At 70.5% G+C, this 22,386-nt stretch carries 21 protein-coding genes; 15 read left to right on the forward strand and 6 right to left on the reverse strand.

Going from position 1 to position 22,386, the window contains the following annotated elements:
- Positions 1–142: 142 nt before the first annotated feature.
- The 4 genes from ABZ928_RS29415 to ABZ928_RS29430 all read right to left on the reverse strand — a co-directional run bounded on the left by ABZ928_RS29415 (position 143) and on the right by ABZ928_RS29430 (position 4,118).
- Positions 143–1,225 carry an acyl-CoA dehydrogenase family protein gene (locus ABZ928_RS29415; protein ID WP_361525287.1) on the reverse strand — a complete coding sequence of 361 codons (1,083 nt, stop codon included), beginning with the start codon at positions 1,223–1,225 and terminating at the stop codon, positions 143–145.
- Complete coding sequence (locus ABZ928_RS29420; protein WP_361525290.1) at positions 1,222–2,460, reverse strand: acyl-CoA dehydrogenase family protein; 1,239 nt, start codon at positions 2,458–2,460, stop codon at positions 1,222–1,224. The genes ABZ928_RS29415 and ABZ928_RS29420 overlap by 4 nt, the downstream gene beginning before the upstream one ends.
- Positions 2,457–3,446 (reverse strand): NADPH:quinone oxidoreductase family protein, encoded by a 990-nt coding sequence (locus ABZ928_RS29425; protein WP_361525293.1) that lies wholly within the window; start codon positions 3,444–3,446, stop codon positions 2,457–2,459. Before ABZ928_RS29425 ends, ABZ928_RS29420 begins: the two co-directional genes overlap by 4 nt.
- Before the next feature lie 99 nt (positions 3,447–3,545).
- Positions 3,546–4,118 carry an XRE family transcriptional regulator gene (locus ABZ928_RS29430; protein ID WP_361525295.1) on the reverse strand — a complete coding sequence of 191 codons (573 nt, stop codon included), beginning with the start codon at positions 4,116–4,118 and terminating at the stop codon, positions 3,546–3,548.
- A 65-nt stretch (positions 4,119–4,183) separates the two neighbouring features.
- On the opposite strand from ABZ928_RS29430, the gene ABZ928_RS29435 reads away from it, so the two are divergent.
- From ABZ928_RS29435 to ABZ928_RS29470, 8 genes are all read left to right on the forward strand, one after another.
- A complete protein-coding gene (locus ABZ928_RS29435) occupies positions 4,184–5,161 on the forward strand; it encodes an NAD(P)/FAD-dependent oxidoreductase (protein ID WP_361525298.1) in 978 nt (325 codons plus the stop codon).
- Positions 5,162–5,190: 29 nt separating this feature from the next.
- Entirely contained in the window at positions 5,191–6,729 is a 1,539-nt protein-coding gene (locus ABZ928_RS29440; protein ID WP_361525301.1) for an ATP-dependent DNA ligase, read from the forward strand.
- On the forward strand, positions 6,726–7,187 hold the full coding sequence (locus tag ABZ928_RS29445; RefSeq protein ID WP_361525304.1) for an NUDIX domain-containing protein: 462 nt from the start codon (positions 6,726–6,728) through the stop codon (positions 7,185–7,187). The genes ABZ928_RS29440 and ABZ928_RS29445 overlap by 4 nt, the downstream gene beginning before the upstream one ends.
- A 65-nt stretch (positions 7,188–7,252) precedes the next feature.
- A complete protein-coding gene (locus ABZ928_RS29450; RefSeq protein WP_361525307.1) occupies positions 7,253–8,647 on the forward strand; it encodes an NADP-dependent succinic semialdehyde dehydrogenase in 1,395 nt (464 codons plus the stop codon).
- A 25-nt stretch (positions 8,648–8,672) separates the two neighbouring features.
- Complete coding sequence (locus ABZ928_RS29455) at positions 8,673–8,909, forward strand: DUF6213 family protein (RefSeq protein WP_361525310.1); 237 nt, start codon at positions 8,673–8,675, stop codon at positions 8,907–8,909.
- A 114-nt stretch (positions 8,910–9,023) separates the two neighbouring features.
- Entirely contained in the window at positions 9,024–10,085 is a 1,062-nt protein-coding gene (locus tag ABZ928_RS29460; protein ID WP_361525312.1) for a type III polyketide synthase, read from the forward strand.
- Between the two features lies 1 nt (position 10,086).
- Positions 10,087–11,304, forward strand: coding sequence for a cytochrome P450 (locus tag ABZ928_RS29465; RefSeq protein WP_361525315.1), 1,218 nt, complete (start codon positions 10,087–10,089; stop codon positions 11,302–11,304).
- Positions 11,301–11,822 (forward strand): cupin domain-containing protein, encoded by a 522-nt coding sequence (locus ABZ928_RS29470; RefSeq protein ID WP_361525318.1) that lies wholly within the window; start codon positions 11,301–11,303, stop codon positions 11,820–11,822. Before ABZ928_RS29465 ends, ABZ928_RS29470 begins: the two co-directional genes overlap by 4 nt.
- A gap of 58 nt (positions 11,823–11,880) precedes the next feature.
- On the opposite strand, the gene ABZ928_RS29475 is transcribed toward ABZ928_RS29470, so the two are convergent.
- Entirely contained in the window at positions 11,881–13,110 is a 1,230-nt protein-coding gene (locus ABZ928_RS29475; protein ID WP_361525321.1) for an acyl-CoA dehydrogenase family protein, read from the reverse strand.
- A gap of 173 nt (positions 13,111–13,283) precedes the next feature.
- On the opposite strand from ABZ928_RS29475, the gene ABZ928_RS29480 reads away from it, so the two are divergent.
- A complete protein-coding gene (locus tag ABZ928_RS29480; RefSeq protein ID WP_361525324.1) occupies positions 13,284–13,928 on the forward strand; it encodes a TetR family transcriptional regulator in 645 nt (214 codons plus the stop codon).
- An 80-nt stretch (positions 13,929–14,008) separates the two neighbouring features.
- On the opposite strand, the gene def is transcribed toward ABZ928_RS29480, so the two are convergent.
- Positions 14,009–14,563, reverse strand: coding sequence for a peptide deformylase (gene def / locus ABZ928_RS29485; protein ID WP_361525327.1), 555 nt, complete (start codon positions 14,561–14,563; stop codon positions 14,009–14,011).
- Between the two features lie 103 nt (positions 14,564–14,666).
- On the opposite strand from def, the gene ABZ928_RS29490 reads away from it, so the two are divergent.
- From ABZ928_RS29490 to ABZ928_RS29515, 6 genes are all read left to right on the forward strand, one after another.
- Entirely contained in the window at positions 14,667–15,905 is a 1,239-nt protein-coding gene (locus ABZ928_RS29490; RefSeq protein ID WP_361525330.1) for a MurT ligase domain-containing protein, read from the forward strand.
- Between the two features lie 16 nt (positions 15,906–15,921).
- Positions 15,922–16,650, forward strand: a complete 729-nt coding sequence (locus tag ABZ928_RS29495) for a glutamine amidotransferase (protein WP_361525333.1) — start codon at positions 15,922–15,924, stop codon at positions 16,648–16,650.
- Positions 16,651–16,841: 191 nt separating this feature from the next.
- Positions 16,842–17,867, forward strand: a complete 1,026-nt coding sequence (locus ABZ928_RS29500) for a 6-phosphofructokinase (RefSeq protein WP_361525336.1) — start codon at positions 16,842–16,844, stop codon at positions 17,865–17,867.
- A gap of 114 nt (positions 17,868–17,981) precedes the next feature.
- Positions 17,982–18,932, forward strand: coding sequence for a cytochrome c oxidase assembly protein (locus tag ABZ928_RS29505; protein ID WP_361525339.1), 951 nt, complete (start codon positions 17,982–17,984; stop codon positions 18,930–18,932).
- 102 nt (positions 18,933–19,034) lie between these two features.
- The gene (locus ABZ928_RS29510; RefSeq protein ID WP_361525341.1) at positions 19,035–20,420 is read left to right on the forward strand and encodes a PASTA domain-containing protein; all 1,386 of its coding nucleotides are present in this window, start codon (positions 19,035–19,037) and stop codon (positions 20,418–20,420) included.
- Between the two features lie 28 nt (positions 20,421–20,448).
- Complete coding sequence (locus tag ABZ928_RS29515) at positions 20,449–22,377, forward strand: protein kinase (RefSeq protein WP_361525344.1); 1,929 nt, start codon at positions 20,449–20,451, stop codon at positions 22,375–22,377.
- Positions 22,378–22,386 lie beyond the last annotated feature (9 nt).

Genomic DNA, 22,386 nt, shown 5'->3' on the forward strand with positions numbered 1-22,386 from the left:
ACCGGCGAGTATGCGGTCGTACCGCTCTCAAAGGGCATGCTCGTGACAGGAGTTGGCCGGACTGCCGCCGTCTGTTCATCGCCCTCGCGCGGGGCACACGAAAAAGCCCGCCCCAGGTGGGGCGGGCTTTCCCGGATGAACGTCAGGGGGCTTGCAGGTCCACCAGTTCGGCCAGCGCCGCCCGGTGGGCGCCCGCGGTGCCGTACGCGATCGAGTCGGCCTTGGCCCGCTTGAGGTACAGGTGGATCGGGTGCTCCCACGTCATGCCGATACCGGCGTGCAGCTGGAGCGCCTCCTCGGCGGCGTGCACGGCGACGGACGCCGCGTAGGCCTGCGCGACGGCGACCGCCACGTCCGCTTCCTTCCCGGACTCACCGCCGGCGAGCGCGTCGGCGGCATTGAGTGCGGCGGCCCGCAGGTTGACGACCTCAAGCCACAGCTGGGCGAGCCGGTGCTTGAGCGCCTGGAACCCGCCGACGGGCCGGTTGAACTGCTTGCGCTCCTTCAGGTAGCGCACGGTCTCGGTCAACGTCCAGTCCGCGACACCGAGTTGCTCGGACGCGAGCAGCCCGGCACCGGCCCGAAGGGCCCGGCGTACGGCGGGTTCGGCGTCGCCGAGGAGGCGGCCGGGAGCACCGTTCAGGGACACGGTCGCGAGCGGCCGGGTCAGGTCCAGCGACACCTGCGGCGTGACCGTCACGTCGGCGGCGTCCACCGCGTACAGCCCGCCGTCGTCCGCGGGCACCAGCAGCACATCGGCGGCCACCGCGTCGGCGATCCCGGTCAACTCCCCGTGCAGGGCCCCGCCTTCATGGCGTACGACCTTGTAGGCGCCGCCCGCCGCGATGTTCAGGGCGACGGCGAGGGCGCCGATCTTCCGCCCCGAGGCCAGTTCGGCGAGCAGGTCGTCCGTGCCGCAGGCCAGCAGGGCCTCGGTGGCGACGACGGCGCTGGTGAGGTACGGCACCGGGGCGACGGCGCGCCCCAACTCCTCCAGCACGACGGCGACTTCGCGGTGCGTGGCGCCCTGGCCGCCCTGCGCCTCCGGGACCAGGAGACCGGCGAGGCCCATGCCGTCCGTGAGGGCCTTCCAGGCGGCGAGGTCGTGCGGGGCGTCGGACTCGGTGCGGGCGATGACGCCGGGGGCGTCGCAGTGGTCGGCGAGCAGGTCCCGTACGGCGGACCGCAGCGCCTCTTCCTCCTCCGAGTACAGCAGGTCCGTCATCGGGCCAGGTCCTTCCATGCGACGTCCTTGTCGGTGCGCGGCTCGGACGGCAGGCCCAGGACGCGCTCGGCGACGATGTTCAGCAGGACCTCGCTGGTCCCGCCCTCGATGCTGTTGCCCTTGGAGCGGAGGTAGCGGTAGCCGGCGTCGCGGCCGACGAAGTCCACCAGCTCGGGGCGGCGCATGGTCCAGTCGTCGTACAACAGGCCCTCCTCGCCCCGGAGTTCGACCTCCAGGCCACTGATCTCCTGGTTGAGCCGGGCGAAGGCGAGCTTCATGCCGGCGCCCTCGGGGCCGGGCTGACCGGCGACAAGCTGCTGACGCAGGCGCTCACCCGTGAGGCGGGCGACCTCGGCCTCGACCCACAGCTTCAGCAGCCTCTGGTGGAGGTCATGGGTGCGCAGTTCCGGGCGCTCGCGCCAGGTCTTCGACACCGGGCCGATCATGCCGCCCTCGCGGGGCAGTCGCATGCCGCCGATGGCGACGCGCTCGTTGTTGAGCGTGGTCTGCGCGACCCGCCAGCCGTCGCCGATCTCGCCGAGGCGACGGGAGTCGGGGATGCGGACGTCGGTGAGGAAGACCTCGTTGAACTCGGCCTCGCCGGTGATCTGGCGCAGCGGCCGGACATCGACGCCCGGGTCGGTCATGTCGCACAGGAAGTACGTGATGCCCGCGTGCTTGGGCACGTCCGGGTCGGTGCGGGCGATGAGGATGGCCCAACGGGCGTTGTGCGCGCTGGACGTCCACACCTTCTGCCCGTTCACCACCCACCCGTCGCCCTCGCGGACGGCCCGGGTGCCGAGCGCGGCCAGGTCGGATCCGGCGCCGGGCTCGCTGAACAGCTGGCACCAGACCTCCTCGCCCGTCCACAGGGGCCGGAGCAGTTGCCGCTTCTGCTCCTCGGTGCCGTACTTGAGGATGGTCGGCGCGGCCATGCCGAGGCCGATGCCATTGCGGCGGGGGTCGTTGTCGGGGGCGCCCGCGGCCTCCAGTTCGGCGTCCACGACGGCCTGGAGGGAGCGCGCGGCACCGAGTCCGCCGAGCCCCTCGGGGTAGTGGACCCAGGCCAGCCCGGCGTCGAAGCGGGCCCGCAGGAAGTCCAGACGCTCGGTCGTGGCAGACAAGGGGGGCGGGCCCGCAGGGTCCTCGGTTGAGGGTGGTGGCGGGAGACGGGTGGGCGGGTGCGCGGCCAACAACTCCGCTGTGCGGCGCTTGAGTTCGGCTGCGTCGGTCATGCGGCGGCTCCGTTCTCCGAAGAGGCACCGAGGGACGGGACGACGGCGACCCGGCCGGTGGTGACCCCGTCCCCGACCCGCTGCACCGCGGCCGCGGCCTCGCTCAGCGGCACCCGCTCGCTCACCAGGGGCTTGATGGCCCCCCGGGCGGCGAGTTCGGTGAGCTGCTCGTGGCAGTGCTGGACCAGCTTCGGGTTCTTGGTGTTGTACAGGCCCCAATGGAGGCCGAGGATCGAGTAGTTCTTCACGAGGGCGTGGTTGAGCCCCGGGCTCGGGATGCTTCCGCTGGCGAACCCGATGACCACGATCCGCCCCTCGAAGGCGACGACCTTGGTGGACTGCGTGTAGGCCTCGCCGCCGACCGGGTCGTAGATCACGTCGGCGCCCCGCCCGCCGGTGGCCGCCTTCACGGCACCGATGACATCCTCGGCACGCCGGTCGATGACGACGTCACAGCCCAACTCCCGTGCCACGGCGGCCTTTTCGGCACCGCCGACGACCCCGATGACGGTGGCCCCGGCCGCCTTGCCGAGCTGCACGGCGGCGCTGCCGACCCCACCGGCGGCGGCGTGCACGAGCAGCGTCTCCCCGGCCTCGAGATGAGCCCGGCGGTGCAGTCCGAACCATCCCGTCTGGTAGCCGATGTGCAGCGCGGCGGCCTCGGCGTCGTCCAGCGACTCGGGCGCGGGCAGCAGACCGGCGGCATCCGCGACGGCGTACTCGGCGAAACCGCCGTACGGCAGCGCCGGGTTGGCGAGCACGCGGCGTCCGTCCTCGGTCTCGCCGCAGATCTCCACGCCCGGGGTGAAGGGCAGCGGCGGCCGCACCTGGTAGTGGCCGCGGGCCATCAGCACATCAGGGAAGTTGATGTTCGCGGCACGCACCTTCAGCAGGACCTGGCCGTCGCCGGGCGTGGGTGTCGCCACCTCTTCGAGGCGCATCACCTCACCCGGTTCGCCGTTCTCGTGCACTTGCCATGCCTGCATGCGGTGCCTCCACGCGACTGCATCGTCTGACGGGGTTCACCGCATACTAAGCGGTCGCTTGCCATCAGGGAACAGTCCGCCGCGGAACAGTAGCGGGCGTCACGACCGCCGGGACTTCGCCCGGACATGCATCCGCTCCCCCTGCGGCCCGAACAGACTCAGGAACTCCGCGGGCCCCTCCCCGGTCGACCCGAACCAGTGCGGAACCCGCGTGTCGAACTCGGCCGCCTCCCCGGCCGCCATCACCACGTCATGCCCGCCGAGGACGACCCGCAGCTTGCCCGACAGCACGTACAACCACTCGTAGCCCTCATGGGTACGCAGTTCGGGCTCCTCCGTCCGCTGCGGCACCAGCACCTTGTACGCCTGGAGCCCGCCGGGCTGGCGGGTCAGCGGCCAGTAGGTGCGCCCGTGCCGTTCGAGGGGCTTGGCCCGCACCCGCGGGTCCCCCACGGGCGGCGTCCCGACCAGCTCGTCCAGCGGCACCTGGTGGGCCTGCGCGATCGGCAGCAGCAGCTCCAGGCTGGGCTTGCGCAGCCCGGACTCCAGCCGCGACAGGGTGCTGACGGAGATGCCGGTCGTCTCGGACAGCGAGGCGAGCGTCACCTCCCGGTCCTTCCGCAGCCGCCGCAGCCTCGGCCCGACCTCCGCGAGTACGTCATCCGTAGTCATGCCCCGTATTGCAGATTCGGCAAAGAAGTTTGTCAATCCCGCACCCACGGGACGACCGTGTCGGCATGACCCAGACACCCGAGACACCCGAGACCTACGAAGTGATCGTGATCGGCGGCGGCGCGGCGGGCCTCTCCGCGGCCCTCGTCCTGGGCCGGGCCCGGCGCCGCACCCTCGTCATCGACGCCGGCGAGCCCCGCAACGCGCCCGCCGCCCATATGCAGGGCTATCTGACCCGCGACGGCATGCCGCCCGCCGAGTTCCTGGCGCTCGGCCGCGAGGAGATCGCGCGGTACGGCGTCGAGCTGGTGGAAGACCGCGCGGTGGACGTGACCAAGGAGTCCACCAAGGAGTCCACCAAGGATTCCGCCGGGGACTTCATGGTGACCCTGGCGAGCGGCCGCACCGTCCGGGCCCGTCGCCTCGTCATCGCGACCGGCCTCAAGGACGAGCTCCCGGCCGTCCCCGGCGTCGCCGCGCGCTTCGGCCGTGACGTGCTGCACTGCCCGTACTGCCACGGCTGGGAGGTCCGCGACCAGGCCTTCGGCGTACTGGCGACGACCCCGCTCAGCGTGCACCAGGCACTGATGGTGTCGCAGTGGTCGAAGGACGTGACGCTGTTCCTGCACGAGGTCGCGGAGACGGACCTGTCGGACGACGACCTGCGCAGGCTCGCGGCCGCCGGGGTCAGGGTGGTGCCGGGTGAGGTCGAAGGGCTGCGGATCGAGGACGACCGGCTGACGGGCGTGCGCCTGGTGGACGGCTCGGTGCACGCACGGGAGGCGCTGTTCCTCGCGCCCCGCACGGTACCGCAGACGGAACTGCTGGCGAAGCTCGGCGCCGAGTTCACGGAGACCCCCTTCGGCGCGTACCCGGTGGTCGACCCGACCGGCCTCACGTCGGTGCGGGGCGTCTGGGCGGTGGGCAACGCGATGGGCTTCTCCGAGCAGGTGGTGAACGCGGCGGCGGGCGGTTACCGGGCCGGGGCATTCATCAACGGGGATCTGCTCTTCGCAGACCTCGACGCGGCTTCCCGGGTGTAGACCCGCCGACTCCGGTGCAGTCTGGTGGCATGCTGCTTGCCCGGCTGGCCCAGGTGTCCCAGGAGGTCGCCGCGACCTCTGCGCGCTCCAAGAAGATCGCGCTGCTCGCCGAGCTGTTCCGGGAGGCCGAGCCGGAGGACGTCCCGATCGTCATCCCGTATCTGGCGGGACGCCTCCCCCAGGGGCGGCTGGGGGTGGGCTGGAAGGTGCTGAGCCGTCCGGTCACCCCGGCCGCCGAGCCCAGCCTGAACGTCAGGAACGTCGACGCCCTCCTCACCGAGCTGGGCAAAGTCTCCGGCACCGGCTCGCAGGCCGAACGCACCCGTATCGTCGGCGAGTTGATGGGCGCGGCGACCGAGGCCGAGCAACGTTTCCTGTTCGGCCTGATCAGCGGCGAGGTACGACAGGGCGCACTCGACGCCGTCGCCACGGAGGGGCTGGCCCAGGCGACCGAGGCACCCCCGGCCGACGTCCGCCGCGCGGTGATGCTCGCGGGCTCACTCCAGACCGTCGCCGAGGCCCTGCTCGCGGACGGCCCCGCCGCCCTGGACCGCTTCTCGCTCACCGTCGGCCGCCCGGTCCTGCCGATGCTGGCGCACAGCGCGTCCTCGGTGGCGGAGGCGGTCGAGAAGCTCGGGGCGTGCGCGGTCGAGGAGAAGCTGGACGGCATCCGCGTCCAGGTCCACCGGGACGGCGACGACGTACGGATCTACACCCGCACCCTGGACGAGATCACCGACCGCCTGCCCGAACTGACTGCTGCCGCCCTGGAGTTGCGAGGCGAGCGTTTCATTCTGGACGGTGAGGTCATCTCCTTCGACGCGGACGGCCGCCCCCGTTCCTTCCAGGAGACGGCCGGCCGCGTCGGCTCCCGCGTGGACGTGACGACGGCCGCCGCCGAGGTCCCCGTCTCCCCCGTCTTCTTCGACGCCCTGTCCGTCGACGGCCACGACCTCCTCGACCTCCCCTTCGCCGAACGGCACGCGGAGCTGGCCCGACTGGTGCCCGAGCCGATGCGGGTGCGGCGGACGCTGGTGGCCAGGCCGGAGGACGTGGGCGCGGCCGAGGCGTTCCTCGCCGAGACGCTGGAGCGCGGGCACGAGGGCGTGGTGGTGAAGTCCCTCGACGCCCCGTACAGCGCGGGCCGCCGGGGCGCGTCCTGGCTGAAGGTGAAACCCGTCCACACCCTCGACCTGGTGGTCCTGGCCGCCGAGTGGGGCCACGGCCGCCGTACCGGCAAGCTCTCCAACCTCCATCTCGGCGTCCGTACCGCTGAGGGCGGCTTCGCGATGCTCGGGAAGACCTTCAAGGGCATGACCGACGCGATGCTGACCTGGCAGACCGAGCGGCTCCAGGAGCTCGCGGTCGACACCGACGGGTACGTGGTGACCGTACGCCCGGAGCTCGTCGTCGAGATCGCCTACGACGGGCTCCAGAAGTCCACGCGTTACCCGGCGGGCGTCACGCTCCGTTTCGCCCGTGTGGTCCGCTACCGCGAGGACAAGCGGCCGGAGGAGGCCGACACGGTGGAGACGCTGCTGGCCGCGCACCCCGAGGTGAAGCCGTGAGGACGAGTGCGGGGCTGCTCCTGTTCCGGCACACCGACGACGGGCTCCAGGTCCTGCTCGGCCACATGGGCGGCCCCTTCTTCGCTCGCCGCGACGCCGGTGCCTGGAGCGTCCCCAAGGGCGAGTACGTGGCCGGCGAGGAAGCCGCCTGGGACGCCGCCCGGCGTGAGTTCCAGGAGGAACTCGGGCTGCCGCCGCCCGACGGGGAAGCCGTACCGCTCGGCGAGGTGAAGCAGACCAACGGCAAGCTCGTCACGGTCTGGGCGATCGAGGCCGACCTCGACCCGACGACCGTCGTGCCGGGCACGTTCCGCATGGAGTGGCCGCCGAAGTCGGGCCATGAGCAGGAGTTCCCCGAGCTGGACCGGGTCGAGTGGTTCGGCCTGGACCGGGCCCGGGACGTGATCGTCAAGGCGCAGGCCGCGTTTCTCGACCGGCTGGCGGAGCACTCGGCTTGACACGTTGCGGCGCGGGCCGCCGCGCGGGAAGGTCGAAGCACAGTCCGCTCTTCAGGAGGTCGGTCATGCCCATCGCGACGGTGAACCCGGCGAACGGCGAGACGCTCAAGACGTACGAGGCCATGGGCCCGGAGGAGATCGAGCGCAGGCTCCAGCTCGCGCAGGCGACGTTCCGTACGTACCGGACGACGCCGTTCGACGAGCGCGCCCGGCTGCTGAACCGGGCCGCGGGTCTTCTCGACGACATCGCGCCGGACATCGCCAAGGTCATGACCACGGAGATGGGCAAGCCGGTCAAGCAGGCCCGCGCCGAGGCCGCGAAGTGTGCGAAGGCGATGCGCTGGTACGCCGAGCACGCCGAGGCGCTGCTCGCGGACGAGGAGCCCTCGGAGTTCGACGTGAAGGACTCGGGCGCCTCCCGGGTCCGGGTGCGGTACCGGCCGATCGGCCCGGTGCTCGCGGTGATGCCGTGGAACTTCCCCCTGTGGCAGGTGATCCGGTTCGCCGCGCCCGCGCTGATGGCCGGCAACGTCGGGCTGCTCAAGCACGCCTCCAACGTCCCCCAGACCGCCCTGTTCCTGGAGGACCTCTTCCACCAGGCGGGCTACTCGGAGGGCACCTTCCAGACGCTCCTCATCGGCTCCGGCGAGGTCGAGGAGATCCTGCGCGACGAACGCGTCAAGGCGGCCACGCTCACGGGGAGTGAGCCCGCGGGCCGCGCGGTGGCCTCGGTGTCCGGGGACATGGTGAAGAAGACGGTCCTGGAACTCGGCGGCAGCGACCCGTACGTGGTCATGCCGTCCGCCGACATCGACCGGGCAGCGCAGATCGCGGTGACGGCACGGGTCCAGAACAACGGGCAGTCGTGCATCGCCGCGAAGCGGTTCATCGTCCACACCGACGTGTACGACGCGTTCGCCGAACGGTTCGTCGAGGGCATGAAGGCGCTGAAGGTCGGCGACCCGATGGAGGAGGACACCGACATCGGTCCGCTCTCCAGCGAGCAGGGGCGCGACGACCTGGAAGAACTGGTCGACGACGCGACGCGGAGCGGGGCAGAGGTGCTGTGCGGCGGGCATCGGCTGCGGCGGCCCGAGCTGCCGGGCTGGTACTACCCGCCGACCGTCCTCGCCGGCATCACCCGCGACATGCGGATCCACCGCGAGGAGGCCTTCGGCCCGGTCGCCACGCTGTACCGCGCGGGCGACCTCGACGAGGCGGTGCTCATCGCCAACGACTCCCCGTTCGGGCTGAGTTCGAACGTGTGGACGCGCGACGAGGCCGAGGTCGACCGGTTCGTACGGGACCTGGAGGCCGGCGGAGTGTTCTTCAACGGCATGACCGCCTCCCATCCGGCGTTCCCGTTCGGCGGGGTGAAGCGGTCCGGTTACGGGCGTGAGCTGTCCGGGCACGGAATCCGCGAGTTCTGCAACATCACGACGGTTTGGCACGGAGCGTGACGCTTGCGCGGCTACGATCCCCGGTGTGAACCGTGAAGTGACTCTGCCTCTGATCGTCGATGACCGGGGGACGCTGCAAGTGGCCGCGGCCGACGTCAGCAAGCTGCTCCGCACGGTTGGCGGACGGTGGCTGCACCTTGTCGAGGCCGGGGAGGACGGGCTCGACGAGGACACGGTGGCCGCGCTGACGATCGAACTCGCGAAGCTCGCCGATCGCATCGATGTGGCGTGCATCGCGCACAGCAGCGGGACCACCTCGTAGCGGCTCTTCAGGTATCCCCCGTGTCCCGCGTTTGGAGTAACCCCGCGCGAAGTTGCCGCCCTCTCAGGTGATCGTGGACTGGACCACTTCCTGAGGTGAAGGCAGGCACGGTTCATGGCGACGTTGTGCAGACCCTCGGTGTCCGTTCCGGAGTACGTGATCACGATGGAGGAGACGCTGGAGCTGGCTCGCTCCCGGCACTCCGACCATCCCCAACTGCCGCTGGCCCTCCGGCTGATCGAGAACACCGGGGTGCGCACCCGGCACCTCGTGCAGCCCATCGAGGAGACGCTGAAGCATCCGGGCTTCGAGGAGCGCAACAAGGTCTACGTGGCCGAGGCGAAGGCGCGGGTACCGGCCGTGGTGCAGCGGGCGCTCGACGACGCCGAGCTCCTGACCAGCGACATCGATGTCATCATCTACGTGTCCTGCACGGGCTTCATGATGCCCTCGCTGACGGCCTGGCTGATCAACGAGATGGACTTCCAGTCCACCACCCGGCAGATACCCATAGCCCAGCTGGGCTGCGCGGCCGGCGGGGCCGCGATCAACCGGGCGCACGACTTCTGCACGGCCTACCCGGAGGCCAACGCCCTCATCGTGGCCTGCGAGTTCTGCTCCCTGTGCTACCAGCCCACCGACCTCGGCATCGGCAACCTGCTCTCCAACGGACTGTTCGGGGACGGGATCGCCGCCGCCGTGGTGCGCGGGCGGGGCGGCGAGGGCATCTCGCTGGAGCGCAACGGCTCGTACCTGATCCCCAAGACCGAGGAATGGATCATGTACGACGTCCGGGCCACCGGATTCCACTTCCAGCTGGACAAGCGGGTGCCGGCCACGATGGAGCCGCTCGCCCCGGCGCTCCAGGATCTCGCGGGCCTGCACGGCTGGGACGCGGCCGACCTGGACTTCTACATCGTCCACGCGGGCGGCCCGCGCATCCTCGACGACCTGAGCAAGTTCCTCCAGGTCGACCCGGACGCCTTCCGCTTCAGCCGGGCCACGCTCACCGAGTACGGCAACATCGCCAGCGCCGTCGTCCTGGACGCGCTGCGCCGGCTGTTCGACGCGGGCGGCGCGCACGACCGGGCGCGTGGACTGCTCGCCGGGTTCGGGCCCGGCATCACCGCGGAAATGGCCCTGGGCCGCTGGCAGCGTTACGCAGAGACGGCGTGAGATGACCGAAGAGACGATCACCGAGATCCTGCCACCCGTCCGGCACTGGCCCGCGCTCGATCTGAGCGGCACGGACTTCGACCCGGTGCTGACCGAGCTGATGCGCGAGGGTCCGGTCACCCGGATCCAGCTGCCCAACGGCGAGGGCTGGGCCTGGCTGGTCACCCGGTACGAGGACGTGCGGATGGTGACCAACGACCCCCGCTTCAGCCGCGAGGCCGTCATGGACCAGCCGGAGGTCACCCGGCTCGCCCCGCACTTCATCCCGGCGCGCGGCGCGGTGGGCTTCCTGGACCCGCCGGACCATACGCGGCTACGGCGTTCCGTGGCCGCCGCGTTCACGGCGCGGGGCGTGGAGCGCATCCGCGAGAGGTCGCGCCACATGCTGGACGAGCTGGTGGACGAACTCCTCCAGGACGGTCCCCCGGCCGACCTGACGGCGACCGTCCTCACCCCGTTCCCCATCGCGGTGATCTGCGAGCTGATGGGCGTCCCGGCCGCCGACCGGCAGGGCATGCACACCTGGACCCAGCTGATCCTGTCCTCCTCGCACGGGAAGAAGGTCAGCGAGAAGGCCAAGAACGAGATGGGCGCCTACTTCGCCGATCTGATCGGCCTGCGGGAGGGCAGCACCGGCGAGGACGTCGCGTCCCTCCTGGGGGCGGCGGTGGGCCGTGGCGAGGTCACGCTGGAGGAGGCGGTGGGCCTGGCGGTCCTGCTCCAGATCGGCGGCGAGGCGGTGACGAACAACAGCGGCCAGATGTTCTACCTCCTGCTGACCCGCCCCGACCTGGCCGACCGTCTGCGCGCCGAACCGTCGATCCGCCCCCAGGCCATCGACGAGCTGCTGCGCTACATCCCGCACCGCAACGCCGTCGGCCTGTCGCGGATCGCCCTGGAGGACGTCGGCATCAGAGGCGTACGGATCCGGGCGGGCGACGCGGTGTACGTGTCGTACCTGGCCGCGAACCGCGACGAGGCCGTCTTCCCGTACCCGGAGACGATCGACTTCTCCCGTACCCCCAACCCGCATGTGTCCTTCGGCTTCGGCCCGCACTACTGCCCGGGCGGCATGCTGGCCCGCCTGGAGTCCGAACTGCTGGTGGACGCGCTGCTGGACCGCGTGCCCGGGCTGAGGCTGGCGGTGCCGCCGGACCAAGTCCCCTTCAAGAAGGGTGCGTTGATCCGCGGCCCCGAGGCTCTGCCGGTGATGTGGTGACGGCCGCCGAAGGACTCCTGGTACCGCCGGGACAGGGCCGGGTCGTCGAGACCCCGGCCCAGCACGTGACCTTCAAGGTGACGGGCTCCCACTCCCGCATGGCGTCCACGTTCGAGGTGATCGTCCCGCCGGGCTTCGACGTGGGGGCCCATGTGCACACCCGCAGCGAGGAGTTGTTCTACGTCCTGGAGGGCGAGCTGGACGTGCTCGCCTTCGAGCCGCGGGTACGGACCCCGGACAACTGGCAGCGCTGGGAGTCGAGTTCGGGCAACCGGGTGGTACGGGCGACACCGGGCACGGTCATCGTCGTACCGCCGGGCTGCCCGCACGCGTTCGCGAACCCGACGGACACCCCGGCCAAGATGTTCTTCCAGGCGTCCCCGCCGCCGGATCACGAGCGGTACTTCGAGGAGCTGCTGGAGATCCTGGGGGGCGGGGGTCCGCCGGATCACGAGGCGATCGAGGAGTTGCGAGGGAGATACGACATCCAGCAACTCACTCCACTCAGGCACCGGTGAGACACCTAGGGGCGCGGGGAACTGCGCGACCAGCCCCCACGCCGCCGCAGCCGCGCGACTACCGAATGGACATCCCCGAAAGCGTCCGGGCAATCACCAGTCGCTGGATCTCGCTCGTGCCTTCGAAGATGGTGTAGATCGCGGAGTCCCGGTGCATCCGCTCCACCGGGTACTCCCGCGTGTAGCCGTTGCCGCCGAGGATCTGGACCGCCTGCGCGGTGACCTTCTTCGCCGTCTCGCTGGCGAAGAGCTTGGACATCGAACCCTCGGCCGCGGTGAACGGCTTGCCGTTGATCGCCATCCACGACGCCCGCCACACCAACAGACGCGCCGCGTCGATCGACGTACGCATGTCCGCGAGCTGGAAAGCCACACCCTGGTTGTCGATGATCGGACGCCCGAACTGCTCACGCGTCTTCGCGTAGTCGAGGGCCACCTCGTACGCGGCACGGGCCGTACCGACGGCCATCGCACCCACCGCCGGCCGCGAGGCTTCGAACGTGGCCATCGCCGCGTTCTTCACGCGCTCGCCGTTCCCGGCCTTCGCCCGCTCGCGCGCCCGCGCCAGCCGCTGGTCCAGCTTCTCCTTGCCGCCGAGCAGGCAGTGGCCCGGGACGCGGACGTTCTCCAGGACGACCTCGGCGGTGTGCGAGGCGCGGATGCCGTGCTTCTTGAACTTCTGGCCCTGGGACAGGCCGGGCGTGTTCGGCGGGATGATGAAGGACGCGTGGCCCTTGGAGCCGAGTTCGGCGTCGACGACGGCCACGACGACGTGGACGTTGGCGATACCGCCGTTGGTCGCCCAGGTCTTCGTGCCGTTGAGGACCCACTCGTCCTTGGCCTCGTCGTACACCGCGCGGGTGCGCATCGAGGCGACGTCGGACCCGGCGTCCGGCTCGGAGGAGCAGAACGCGGCGACCTTGACGTCGTTGGCGTCGCCGTACATCTGCGGGATCCAGGTGCCGATCTGCTCCTCGGTGCCGTTGGCGAGGACGCCGACGGCGGCGAGGCCGGTGCCGACGATCGACAGGGCGATGCCCGCGTCGCCCCAGAACAGCTCCTCCATCGCCATGGGGATGCCGAGGCCGGTGGGGTCGAAGTACTGCTGGGCGTAGAAGTCGAGTGAGTAGATGCCGACCTTGGCGGCCTCCTGGATGACCGGCCAGGGAGTCTCCTCACGCTCGTCCCATTCGGCGGCCGCGGGGCGGATGACGTCGGCGGCGAAGCCGTGCAGCCAGTCCCGGACCTCCTTCTGTTCGTCGTTGAGCTCCATGGTGAACTCGGCCATGTCCCCTCCAGCGGCGGCGCGACGTGCATGTTACTAGCGGTAACCCGAGTCTGTTACCGACCGGTAGGAAAAGTCAACTCCTGATGACCGCTCGGTAGCCCGTTCGATGCGAGGGGCAGGTTGAGTGTTAGTTTGCGCAGGCGTCACCGAAACAGCACGGGTGGGGAGAGCTCATGGACACCACGCAGCGGACCGATCAGCAGCGGTCCGCCGACCGCCGTCGGCGAGAGCTGCTGGAGGCCGCAGACCGGGTAGTCCTGCGTGACGGCCCTCAAGCCTCCATGAACGCGATCGCCGCGGAAGCGGGCATCACGAAGCCGATCCTCTACCGTCACTTCGGTGACAAGGGGGGACTTTACGCGGCGTTGGCCAAGCGGCATACGGATGCGCTGCTGGATTCTCTGCGGGCGGCTCTCGACGCACCTGCGGATCGGCGCGAGCGGGTCGAGGCGACCCTCGACACTTATCTCGCGGCGATCGAGTTGCGGCCTCAGGTGTACCGGTTCCTGATGCATCCCGCGGAGGGTGGGCAGTCGGGCGATCCCGGGTTCGATGTCGGGAAGCACTCGGTGCCGTTGCTTCGGCAGATGGGTGAGGAGTTGGCGCAGGTCATCGAGGACCGGCTGGATCTCGGGCCCGGCAGTCAGCAGCTTGCCCGGGTGTGGGGGCATGGGATCGTCGGGATGATGCATGCGGCCGGTGACTGGTGGCTGGGGGAACGGCCTTGCTCGCGTGCGGAGTTGGTGCGGAGTCTGGCCGATCTCCTTTGGGGGCGGCTCGCTGCGGCCGGGGACAAGATCGGTGGACCTGGGTTCTGAGGGTTGTGTGTCGCCTGCGGGTCTGTGGGGTTGATCGCGCCCACGCGGCGGAGCCGCAAATCGATACAGCCCCGCGCCCCTTAGGTGTCTGCACTTCCCCGGCGCCAAGAGGCTCGGCCCACTTGCCTCAGCAAGCGTCTGTGACGCCAGCCCGTCACTCGGTCCGCATACACGCTGCCCTCCAAGTGGTCGCATTCGTGCTGGAGACAGCGGGCGAAGAAGCCCGTACCGTGCACCCTTACCGGGTCTCCCGTCGCCGTGAAACCCTCCACCACCGCGTGGTCGTATCGTTCCGTTCCCGCCTCCAGGCCCGGCAGCGACAGGCAGCCTTCCGGGCCCCGTAGCACCACACCGTCCGCTTCCACCAGACGCGGGTTCACCACATGTCCGAGATGTCGTACGTCCTCGTCGTCGGGGCAGTCGTAGACGAAGACCCGCAGTGACTCGCCGATCTGGTTCGCGGCCAGGCCGACGCCCTGGGCGGCGTACATCGTGGCGAACAAGTCCTCGATCAGTGACGCCAGTTCGGGGCCGAAGTCGGTTACGTCGGCGCAGGGGGAATGCAGTACCGGATCGCCGAAGAGAGTCATCGGTCGTACGCGCCCGCGGGTGCCCGGAATCAAACTGTGTCGCATGTCGGCCAGGGTACGGATTCGGGAGTGCGAATGGATCTCGATAGGCTGACCACCACCACGTTGCCGTCAGGCGCGGCGCGTACGCAAGGAGGATCGAGAACTGATGGCAGGCAACTCGGACCCGCTCACGCCGCGGGCCAAGATCGCCGTGACCGCGGGCAAGGCGGTCGCGGCGGCGTCTCGCGCCGCGGGGCGCGGCAGCGGTTCGGTGATCGGCGGCCGGGTGGCGCTCAAGCTCGACCCCGACCTCCTCGCCCGGCTCGCGCAGAACCTGGATGTGGTCCTGGTCTCCGCGACCAACGGCAAGACCACGACCACCCGGCTCATCGCCGAGGCGCTCGGCGCCGCCGGGCCCGTCGTCTCCAACGCGCTCGGCGCCAACATGCCCGCCGGCATCACCTCGGCGCTCGCCGGGGGATCCGAGGCGCGGTACGGCGTCATCGAGGTCGACGAGAAGTACCTCGCGGGCGTCGCCCGGGACACCGACCCCAAGTGCATCGCGCTGCTCAACCTCTCGCGCGACCAGCTCGACCGTGCCGCCGAGACCCGCATGCTCGCCGAGAACTGGCGTGAGGGGCTGGCCGGGAGCAAGGCCGTCATCGTGGCCAACGCCGATGACCCGCTGGTCGTGTGGGCCGCCTCCTCCTCCCCCAATGTCATCTGGGTCGCCGCCGGGCAGATGTGGAAGGACGACGCCTGGTCCTGCCCGTCCTGCGGTGGTGTGATGCAGCGGCCCGGCGACGACTGGTTCTGCGGTGAGTGCGGATTCCGGCGGCCCACGCCGAGCTGGGCGCTGTCCGGCGACCATGTGCTGGACCCTCATGGTTCCGCCTGGCCCATTCATCTCCAGCTGCCCGGTCGCGCCAACAAGGCCAACGCCGCCTCCTCCGCCGCCGTCGCCGCCGTGTTCGGTGTGCCGCCGCAGGTCGCCCTGGAACGCATGTACCAGGTGCAGGCCGTGGCGGGGCGGTACGACGTCGTCCAGTTCCAGCAGCGCGATCTGCGGCTGCTGCTCGCGAAGAACCCGGCCGGCTGGCTCGAAACGTTCAGCCTGATCGATCCGCCGCCCACCCCGGTGATCCTCTCCGTCAACGCGCGCGGCGCCGACGGCACCGACACCTCCTGGCTGTGGGACGTCGACTACACGCGTCTGACCGGCCACCCGATCTGCGTCATCGGCGACCGCAAGCTGGACCTCGCGGTGCGTCTGGAGGTCGCGAACCAGCACTTCCAGGTCTGCGAGAACCTCGACCAGGCCGTGCAGATGTGCCCGCCGGGCCGTATCGAGGTCATCGCGAACTACACCGCCTTCCAGGACCTGCGCCGCCGCGTCGGCAACTGACACTCAGGGGACTTTTGTGAGCGACAACCAGCTGCGGGTCGTCTGGATCTATCCCGACCTGCTCAGCACCTACGGCGACCAGGGCAACGTCCTGGTCGTGGAGCGCCGGGCGCGGCAGCGCGGCCTCGACGTGGCCCGGCTCGACGTGCGCAGCGACCAGCCGATCCCGACCTCCGGGGACATCTACCTCATCGGCGGCGGCGAGGACCGTCCGCAGCGGCTCGCGGCCGAGCGGCTGCGCCGCGACGGCGGACTGCACCGGGCCGTGGAGAACGGGGCGATCGTCTTCTCGGTGTGCGCCGGATACCAGATCCTCGGGCACGAGTTCATCAACGACCTCGGTCAGCGCGAGCCCGGGCTCGGGCTGCTGGACGTGGTCTCGGTGCGTGGCGAGGGTGCCCGCTGCGTCGGTGACGTGCTCGCCGACATCGACCCGCGGCTCGGGCTGCCCCCGCTGACCGGGTTCGAGAACCACCAGGGCGTCACCCACCTCGGACCGACGGCCCGCCCGCTCGCCCAGGTCAAGCTCGGCAACGGCAACGGGACGGGCGACGGTACGGAGGGCGCGTACAACGACACCGTCTTCGGTACGTACATGCACGGACCGGTGCTGGCGCGGAACCCGCTCATCGCCGACCTGCTGCTGAAGCTGGCGCTGGACGTGAACGCGCTGCCGCCCACCGACGACCGCTGGTACGAGGCGCTGCGCAACGAGCGCATCGCGGCCGCGCAGCAGCCCGCCTGACCTGCGGTTTCATCGGCGCTCCAGCCCCCGTTTACCGGCCCGTCTGACGATGGGTCCGCACACCTGAGCGGGCCCGTCCAGCAGGCGGACGCACGGTACGGCCCCGCCCCCTCCTGCCGCTAGGGTGGCGGGGATCGAGCCGGACAGCGTGGTCCGGTCCCCGGCCCACGTTGAGAAGGTTGTTTCGGGCTATGCGCATTGGTGTCCTCACGTCCGGCGGCGACTGCCCCGGCCTGAACGCCGTCATCCGGTCCGTCGTGCACCGCGCCGTCGCCGACCACGGCGACGAGGTCATCGGCTTCCGGGACGGCTGGAAGGGCCTCCTGGAGTGCGACTATCTCAAGCTCGATCTCGACGCGGTGGGCGGCATCCTCGCCCGCGGCGGCACCATCCTCGGCTCCTCCCGCGTCCAGCCCTCGCATCTGCGCGACGGTGTGGAGCGGGCGAAGGGGCATGTCGCCGAGCTCGGGCTCGACGCGATCATCCCCATCGGCGGTGAAGGCACGCTGAAGGCGGCCCGGTTGATGTCGGACGCCGGTCTGCCCATCGTGGGCGTGCCGAAGACCATCGACAACGACATCGCCGTCACGGACGTCACCTTCGGCTTCGACACCGCGGTGGGTGTGGCGACCGAGGCCCTGGACCGGCTCAAGACCACCGCCGAGTCCCACCAGCGCGTGCTCGTCGTCGAGGTCATGGGGCGGCACACCGGGTGGATCGCCCTGCACTCAGGCATGGCGGCCGGCGCGCACGCCATCGTCGTACCGGAACGGCCCTTCGACATCGAGGAGTTGGCCAAGCGGGTCGGCGAACGGTTCGAGGCGGGCAAGCGGTTCGCGATCGTCGTCGCGGCGGAGGGGGCCAAGCCGGCCGCCGGGACCATGGAGTTCGACGAGGGCGGCAAGGACGTCTACGGGCATGAGCGGTTCGCCGGGATCGCCCGTCAGCTGTCCATCGAGCTGGAGCAGCGGCTGGGGAAGGAAGCCCGGCCGGTGATTCTGGGGCATGTGCAGCGGGGTGGCACGCCGACGGCGTACGACCGCGTGCTGGCGACCCGGTTCGGGTGGCATGCGGTGGAGGCCGTGCACCGGGGCGAGTTCGGTCACATGACGGCGCTGCGGGGGACGGACATCGTGATGGTGCCATTGGCGGAGGCCGTGGAGACGTTGAAGACGGTGCCGGCCGAGCGCTACGAAGAGGCCGAGTGCGTGCTCTAGATCCGACCGTACGGAATTGAACAGTCCGCCCCCGGCCGCAGCAGCGGCCGGGGGCGGTTCTAGTCTGTGTGGCGGACACATCGCACAACCCCCCACGAATCAGGAGCCGCCGGAATGGATCACAGCGGGCACGGCATGACCATGGATCTGCCGCCGTTCACGCTGGGGCGGGGTCTTCAGTGGTCGGCCGACCCGTTCTTCCTCGTCGCCTGTCTGCTCGGGCTCGCGCTGTACGGCTGGGGGGTCGTGCGGCTGCGCAGGCGTGGGGACGCCTGGTCCGTGGGGCGGACCATCTCGTACGTCGTCGGCGTACTGACCATCGCACTGGTGATGTGCACCAGGCTCAACGACTACGGAATGGTCATGTTCAGCGTGCACATGGTGCAGCACATGATCATCAGCATGCTGTCGCCGATCCTGATCCTGCTCGGGGCGCCGATGACGCTGGCGCTGCGGGCACTGCCGGTCGCGGGGAAGGGGCGCAAGGGGCCGCGTGAGTGGCTGCTCGCGCTGCTGCACAGCCGGTACATGCGGATCGTCACGCATCCGGCGTTCACCATTCCGCTGTTCATCGCGAGTCTGTACGCGCTGTACTTCACGCCGCTCTTCGACTTCCTGATGGGTTCGAAGACGGGGCACATCGCGATGATGGTGCACTTCCTGATGGTCGGCGTGGTGTTCTTCTGGCCGATCATCGGGGTGGATCCGGGGCCGAACCGGCCCGGGTATCTGATGCGGATGCTGGAGCTGTTCGCGGGCATGCCGTTCCACGCGTTCTTCGGGATCGCGCTGATGATGGCGTCCACGCCGATGGTCGAGTCGTTCAAGAACCCGCCCGCCTCGCTCGGTATCGACGCGCTCTCCGACCAGAACGCGGCGGGCGGTATCGCCTGGGCGTTCAGTGAGATCCCGTCCGTGCTGGTGCTGCTCGCGCTGCTGTTCCAGTGGTACGGCTCCGAGCAGCGGCAGGCGCGGCGCAAGGACCGGGCCGCGGACCGGGACGGGGACAAGGAACTCGAGGCGTACAACGCCTATTTGGCCTCACTCAACGCACGCGGGCGCTGACACCTCTTTCCCCTCAGTCCGCTCTTTGCCCTCAATCCGCCGGGAATGCTTTTCCATTCAGTAGCATGAAACGCGTTGGGGGAACCGCCGGGGGGAGCGGTGATGACAATTCACGTGTTTCTGCAAACGACCGGGAAATCGGCGATCCGTAAGGTCGCGGTGCTGCTGGTCTTCGTTCTGGCACTCACCGGGTGCGATCGCGAGGCCCTGCGGGCCGTGAAGGCGGTCGCCGTGGGAGTGCCCTCGCTCGCGCCCTTCTTCGACGAGAAGAGCGGCCTCGGCCAGGACGCGCAGGTCGCGTCGCGGCCGGTGCGGGGCAGTCTCCAGCAAGGGGACACCCCGGGTCTGTACGGGGGTTCGAAACAGCCGACGGTCTGTGACGTCGACAAGCTGGAGCAATTCCTCACCGATCCCAGGAACGACCAGAAGGCTCAGGCGTGGGCACGGGCCCTGAATATCACCACGGACCGGATACCGAAATATCTCGATCGGCTCACACCCGTTCTGTTGCGTCACGACACTCTCGTGAAGAACCACGACTACAAGAAGGGAAAGGCTGTTCCCTACGACTCCTTGTTGCAGGCCGGAATCGCGATTCTGGTCGATCGTCAGGGGCAGCCCGCCGTGAAGTGCAGCTGTGGAAACCCGCTGCGTCCCTTCGCCGGTGACACGAGCCGGATCTCGGTCAAGTTCGAGGACGGGAACAAGGAGTGGAAGGGCTACGACCGGTCCTCCGTCGTGGCCGTGCGGCCGGCGGCTCGTCCGCTGGAGCAGATCGACCTCGTCGACGTCGATGATCCCGACCGCGGCATCAAGCGCCCGGTCGGCACCGCGGGCACGAAGGACACCGAGTTCGACACCCGGGAGAAGCACAAGGTGCCCAACCTCGCCGGGGCGTCGTTCGGTCAGGCCCGGCAGACGCTGATCGCCCAGGGGCTGGCCGTCGGGTACGACAGTGCGAAGGTGCCGCCGGACGACGCGCAGGTCGTCGCGACCGATCCGCCGGCCGGGACGGATCTGGGGTTCGGGCAGTACGTGATGCTGAGCGTGGCCGAGGGCTCCGACGACTCGGGCGGGCCCACGAGCACTCCCCCGCAGCCCTCGACGTCCGGGCCGTCCAGCCCGGGGCCCTCGACATCCGGGCCTTCGTCCTCCGGGCCGTCGTCTTCTGGCCCTTCGTCTTCTGGTCCTTCGTCGTCCGGACCTTCCTCGTCAGGGCCCTCGTCCTCCGGGCCGTCGTCGTCCGGGCCGTCGACACCCGCGAACTCCAGCAGTGCGCCGACGACGTCCTCAGCCCCGCCCAGCACGTCGGCCCCACCGACGACGACCAGCGCTCCACCACCGACCATCACCAGCGCACCGCCGCCCACCACGACCAGCGCACCGCCGCCGACGACGTCCAGTGCGCCACCGCCTCCGGTCACCACCAGCGCGCCGCCCAGCAGCGAGACGGCGACCGAGGAGCCCACCGCAAGCGCCGCCGCATAGCGTCCCCGCAGACCCCGGGAGTCACCGGATGCCTTCAGGACCATCGACATCGGGAGTGGGCCGGGTCATCGCCGGCCGCTATCTGCTGCTGAACCAGCTCGGCAGCGGTGGCATGGGCCATGTGTGGCTCGCTCACGACCAGAGACTCGCCTGCGAGGTCGCGCTCAAGGAGATCGTGTTCCGGGACGGGGCCGAGGCCGGTCACGAGCGGGAGGCGCGGGTGGCGCGGGCCCGTGCGGAGGCCCGGCACGCGGCGGGGCTGCGCGGTCATCCGCATGTGGTCACCGTGCATGACGTGCTGGACCACGAGGGGCTGCCGTGGATCGTCATGGAGTACGTGGCGGGCGCGGTGGACCTGCGCGAGCTGGTCGCCCGGCGCGGTCCGCTGGCCCCGGCGGAGTGCGCCCGGATCGGTCTGGCCGTGCTGGACGCGCTGACCGCCGGGCACCAGCAGGGCGTCATGCACCGGGACGTGAAGCCGGCGAACATCCTGCTGGCGCCGGACCGCACCGGGTCGCCGTACGGGCGGATCCTGCTCACCGACTACGGCATCTCCGTGCAGCCGGACGCCGGGGAGACGCGGTACACGCTGACGTCCGTGCTGGTGGGCACCGCGGGCTATCTGGCGCCGGAGCGGGCCACGGGCGGGCCGCCCACCCCGGCCGCGGATCTGTTCTCGCTGGGCTGCACGCTCTATCACGGGGTCGAGGGCCGCAGTCCGTTCGAGCGCGAGTCGCACCTCGCGGAGATCAGCGCGATCGTCATGGAGGAACCGCGGCCGCCGGTGCGGGCGGGTGCCCTGGGGCCGGTGCTCGAAGCGATGCTGATCAAGGATCCCGGGGTGCGGATCCCGGCGGCGGAGGCGGAGGTGGCGCTGTCGCAGATCGTCACGCCGCAGCCGTCGTCGTACGCCCGGACGCAGACGGATCTCGGCTCACAGCCGCCGTGGGCCCAGCCCGCCCCGCCGTCCACGCCCACACCCACCTCCGTGCCCCCGCCGCCGGTCGCCCCGGAGGGCTTCGGTCCGCCGCCCGGCACGCCTCTCGTCACCTCCTCCGGCGGGGGAAGCCGGCGCCGGCGCCGCCCCCGGGCCCTGCACTCCGTGCTCGCCCTGCTGCTGGGGCTTGGCCTGGCCGGGGGCGGTGTCTGGTACGCCGTGGCCCAGCAGCCGCCGGGTGGTGACGCGGGCGGCGGCAACAGCGCGAGCCCCGGAACGGGGTCCGGGGCTGGGTCCGGGTCCGGGTCGAAGCTGCCGTACGGCGACGCGGTCGGGCTCGTCGAGCCGCTCAAGGACGGTGACTGCGTGACCGTCGACTGGACCGGCGAGGCGCCCTTCAGGGGCACGCCCCGGGTCGCGCTGACGCCCGGCTGCGCGGTGGGGCCGCCGGACGGGCAGGTGATGGCCTTCGTGATGGCCGCGTCCGCCACCGAGGCGCGTGCGCAGGGGCCCGGGCAGTGCGAGGAGCGGACCAAGGATCTGCGCGGGAAGCTCGCGGACGTGCGGAGCCTCGCCGTCGTACCGACCGACAAGGGGTTCGAGGCCGCCGGAAGGCGCACCGCGTGTCTGGTGCTGGGTGCGCACGGGCCGGTGTACGGGCCGCTCGGCGGGCATCGCAAGCTCGGCAGCGGGTTCGCGGACACCGCGACCATGCAGAAGCGGGACTGTCTGGAGGTGCGCTCCAACCGGGACGCCCGGCTGGTCTCCTGCGGGCAGCCGCACGACGAGGAGGTGCTCGGATTCACCCGGTTGGCCCCGGACGTCACGCAGGACGAGGCGCGCACCGAGTCGGACGTGGCGTGCGGGCGGGACGTGTCGCCGCAGGACTACGGCTTCGATCCGTCGGTCTACCGGGCGGGGTCCTGGACGAGCGAGGGGGCCTGGAAGTCGGGCACTCATTTCGTCGTCTGCACCGTCCGGAAGCAGAACGGGGGCACCATGGAGGGGGACGAATCCTGAGGAGGGTGT

It is taken from the genome of Streptomyces sp. NPDC046909, assembly GCF_040644695.1.
Classification (GTDB): Bacteria; Actinomycetota; Actinomycetes; order Streptomycetales; family Streptomycetaceae; genus Streptomyces.

Bases quoted from the DNA above. Each gene is read 5' to 3' on its own strand.
- ABZ928_RS29430 (WP_361525295.1), bottom strand. From the start codon at position 4,118: ATGACTACGGATGACGTACTCGCGGAGGTCGGGCCGAGGCTGCGGCGG.
- ABZ928_RS29465 (WP_361525315.1), top strand. From the start codon at position 10,087: ATGACCGAAGAGACGATCACCGAGATCCTGCCACCCGTCCGGCACTGG.
- ABZ928_RS29420 (WP_361525290.1), bottom strand. From the start codon at position 2,460: ATGACCGACGCAGCCGAACTCAAGCGCCGCACAGCGGAGTTGTTGGCC.
- ABZ928_RS29450 (WP_361525307.1), top strand. From the start codon at position 7,253: ATGCCCATCGCGACGGTGAACCCGGCGAACGGCGAGACGCTCAAGACG.
- ABZ928_RS29510 (WP_361525341.1), top strand. From the start codon at position 19,035: ATGACAATTCACGTGTTTCTGCAAACGACCGGGAAATCGGCGATCCGT.
- ABZ928_RS29515 (WP_361525344.1), top strand. From the start codon at position 20,449: ATGCCTTCAGGACCATCGACATCGGGAGTGGGCCGGGTCATCGCCGGC.
- ABZ928_RS29500 (WP_361525336.1), top strand. From the start codon at position 16,842: ATGCGCATTGGTGTCCTCACGTCCGGCGGCGACTGCCCCGGCCTGAAC.
- def (WP_361525327.1), bottom strand. From the start codon at position 14,563: ATGCGACACAGTTTGATTCCGGGCACCCGCGGGCGCGTACGACCGATG.
- ABZ928_RS29475 (WP_361525321.1), bottom strand. From the start codon at position 13,110: ATGGCCGAGTTCACCATGGAGCTCAACGACGAACAGAAGGAGGTCCGG.
- ABZ928_RS29505 (WP_361525339.1), top strand. From the start codon at position 17,982: ATGGATCACAGCGGGCACGGCATGACCATGGATCTGCCGCCGTTCACG.
- ABZ928_RS29425 (WP_361525293.1), bottom strand. From the start codon at position 3,446: ATGCAGGCATGGCAAGTGCACGAGAACGGCGAACCGGGTGAGGTGATG.
- ABZ928_RS29460 (WP_361525312.1), top strand. From the start codon at position 9,024: ATGGCGACGTTGTGCAGACCCTCGGTGTCCGTTCCGGAGTACGTGATC.
- ABZ928_RS29490 (WP_361525330.1), top strand. From the start codon at position 14,667: ATGGCAGGCAACTCGGACCCGCTCACGCCGCGGGCCAAGATCGCCGTG.
- ABZ928_RS29415 (WP_361525287.1), bottom strand. From the start codon at position 1,225: ATGACGGACCTGCTGTACTCGGAGGAGGAAGAGGCGCTGCGGTCCGCC.
- ABZ928_RS29440 (WP_361525301.1), top strand. From the start codon at position 5,191: ATGCTGCTTGCCCGGCTGGCCCAGGTGTCCCAGGAGGTCGCCGCGACC.
- ABZ928_RS29435 (WP_361525298.1), top strand. From the start codon at position 4,184: ATGACCCAGACACCCGAGACACCCGAGACCTACGAAGTGATCGTGATC.
- ABZ928_RS29480 (WP_361525324.1), top strand. From the start codon at position 13,284: ATGGACACCACGCAGCGGACCGATCAGCAGCGGTCCGCCGACCGCCGT.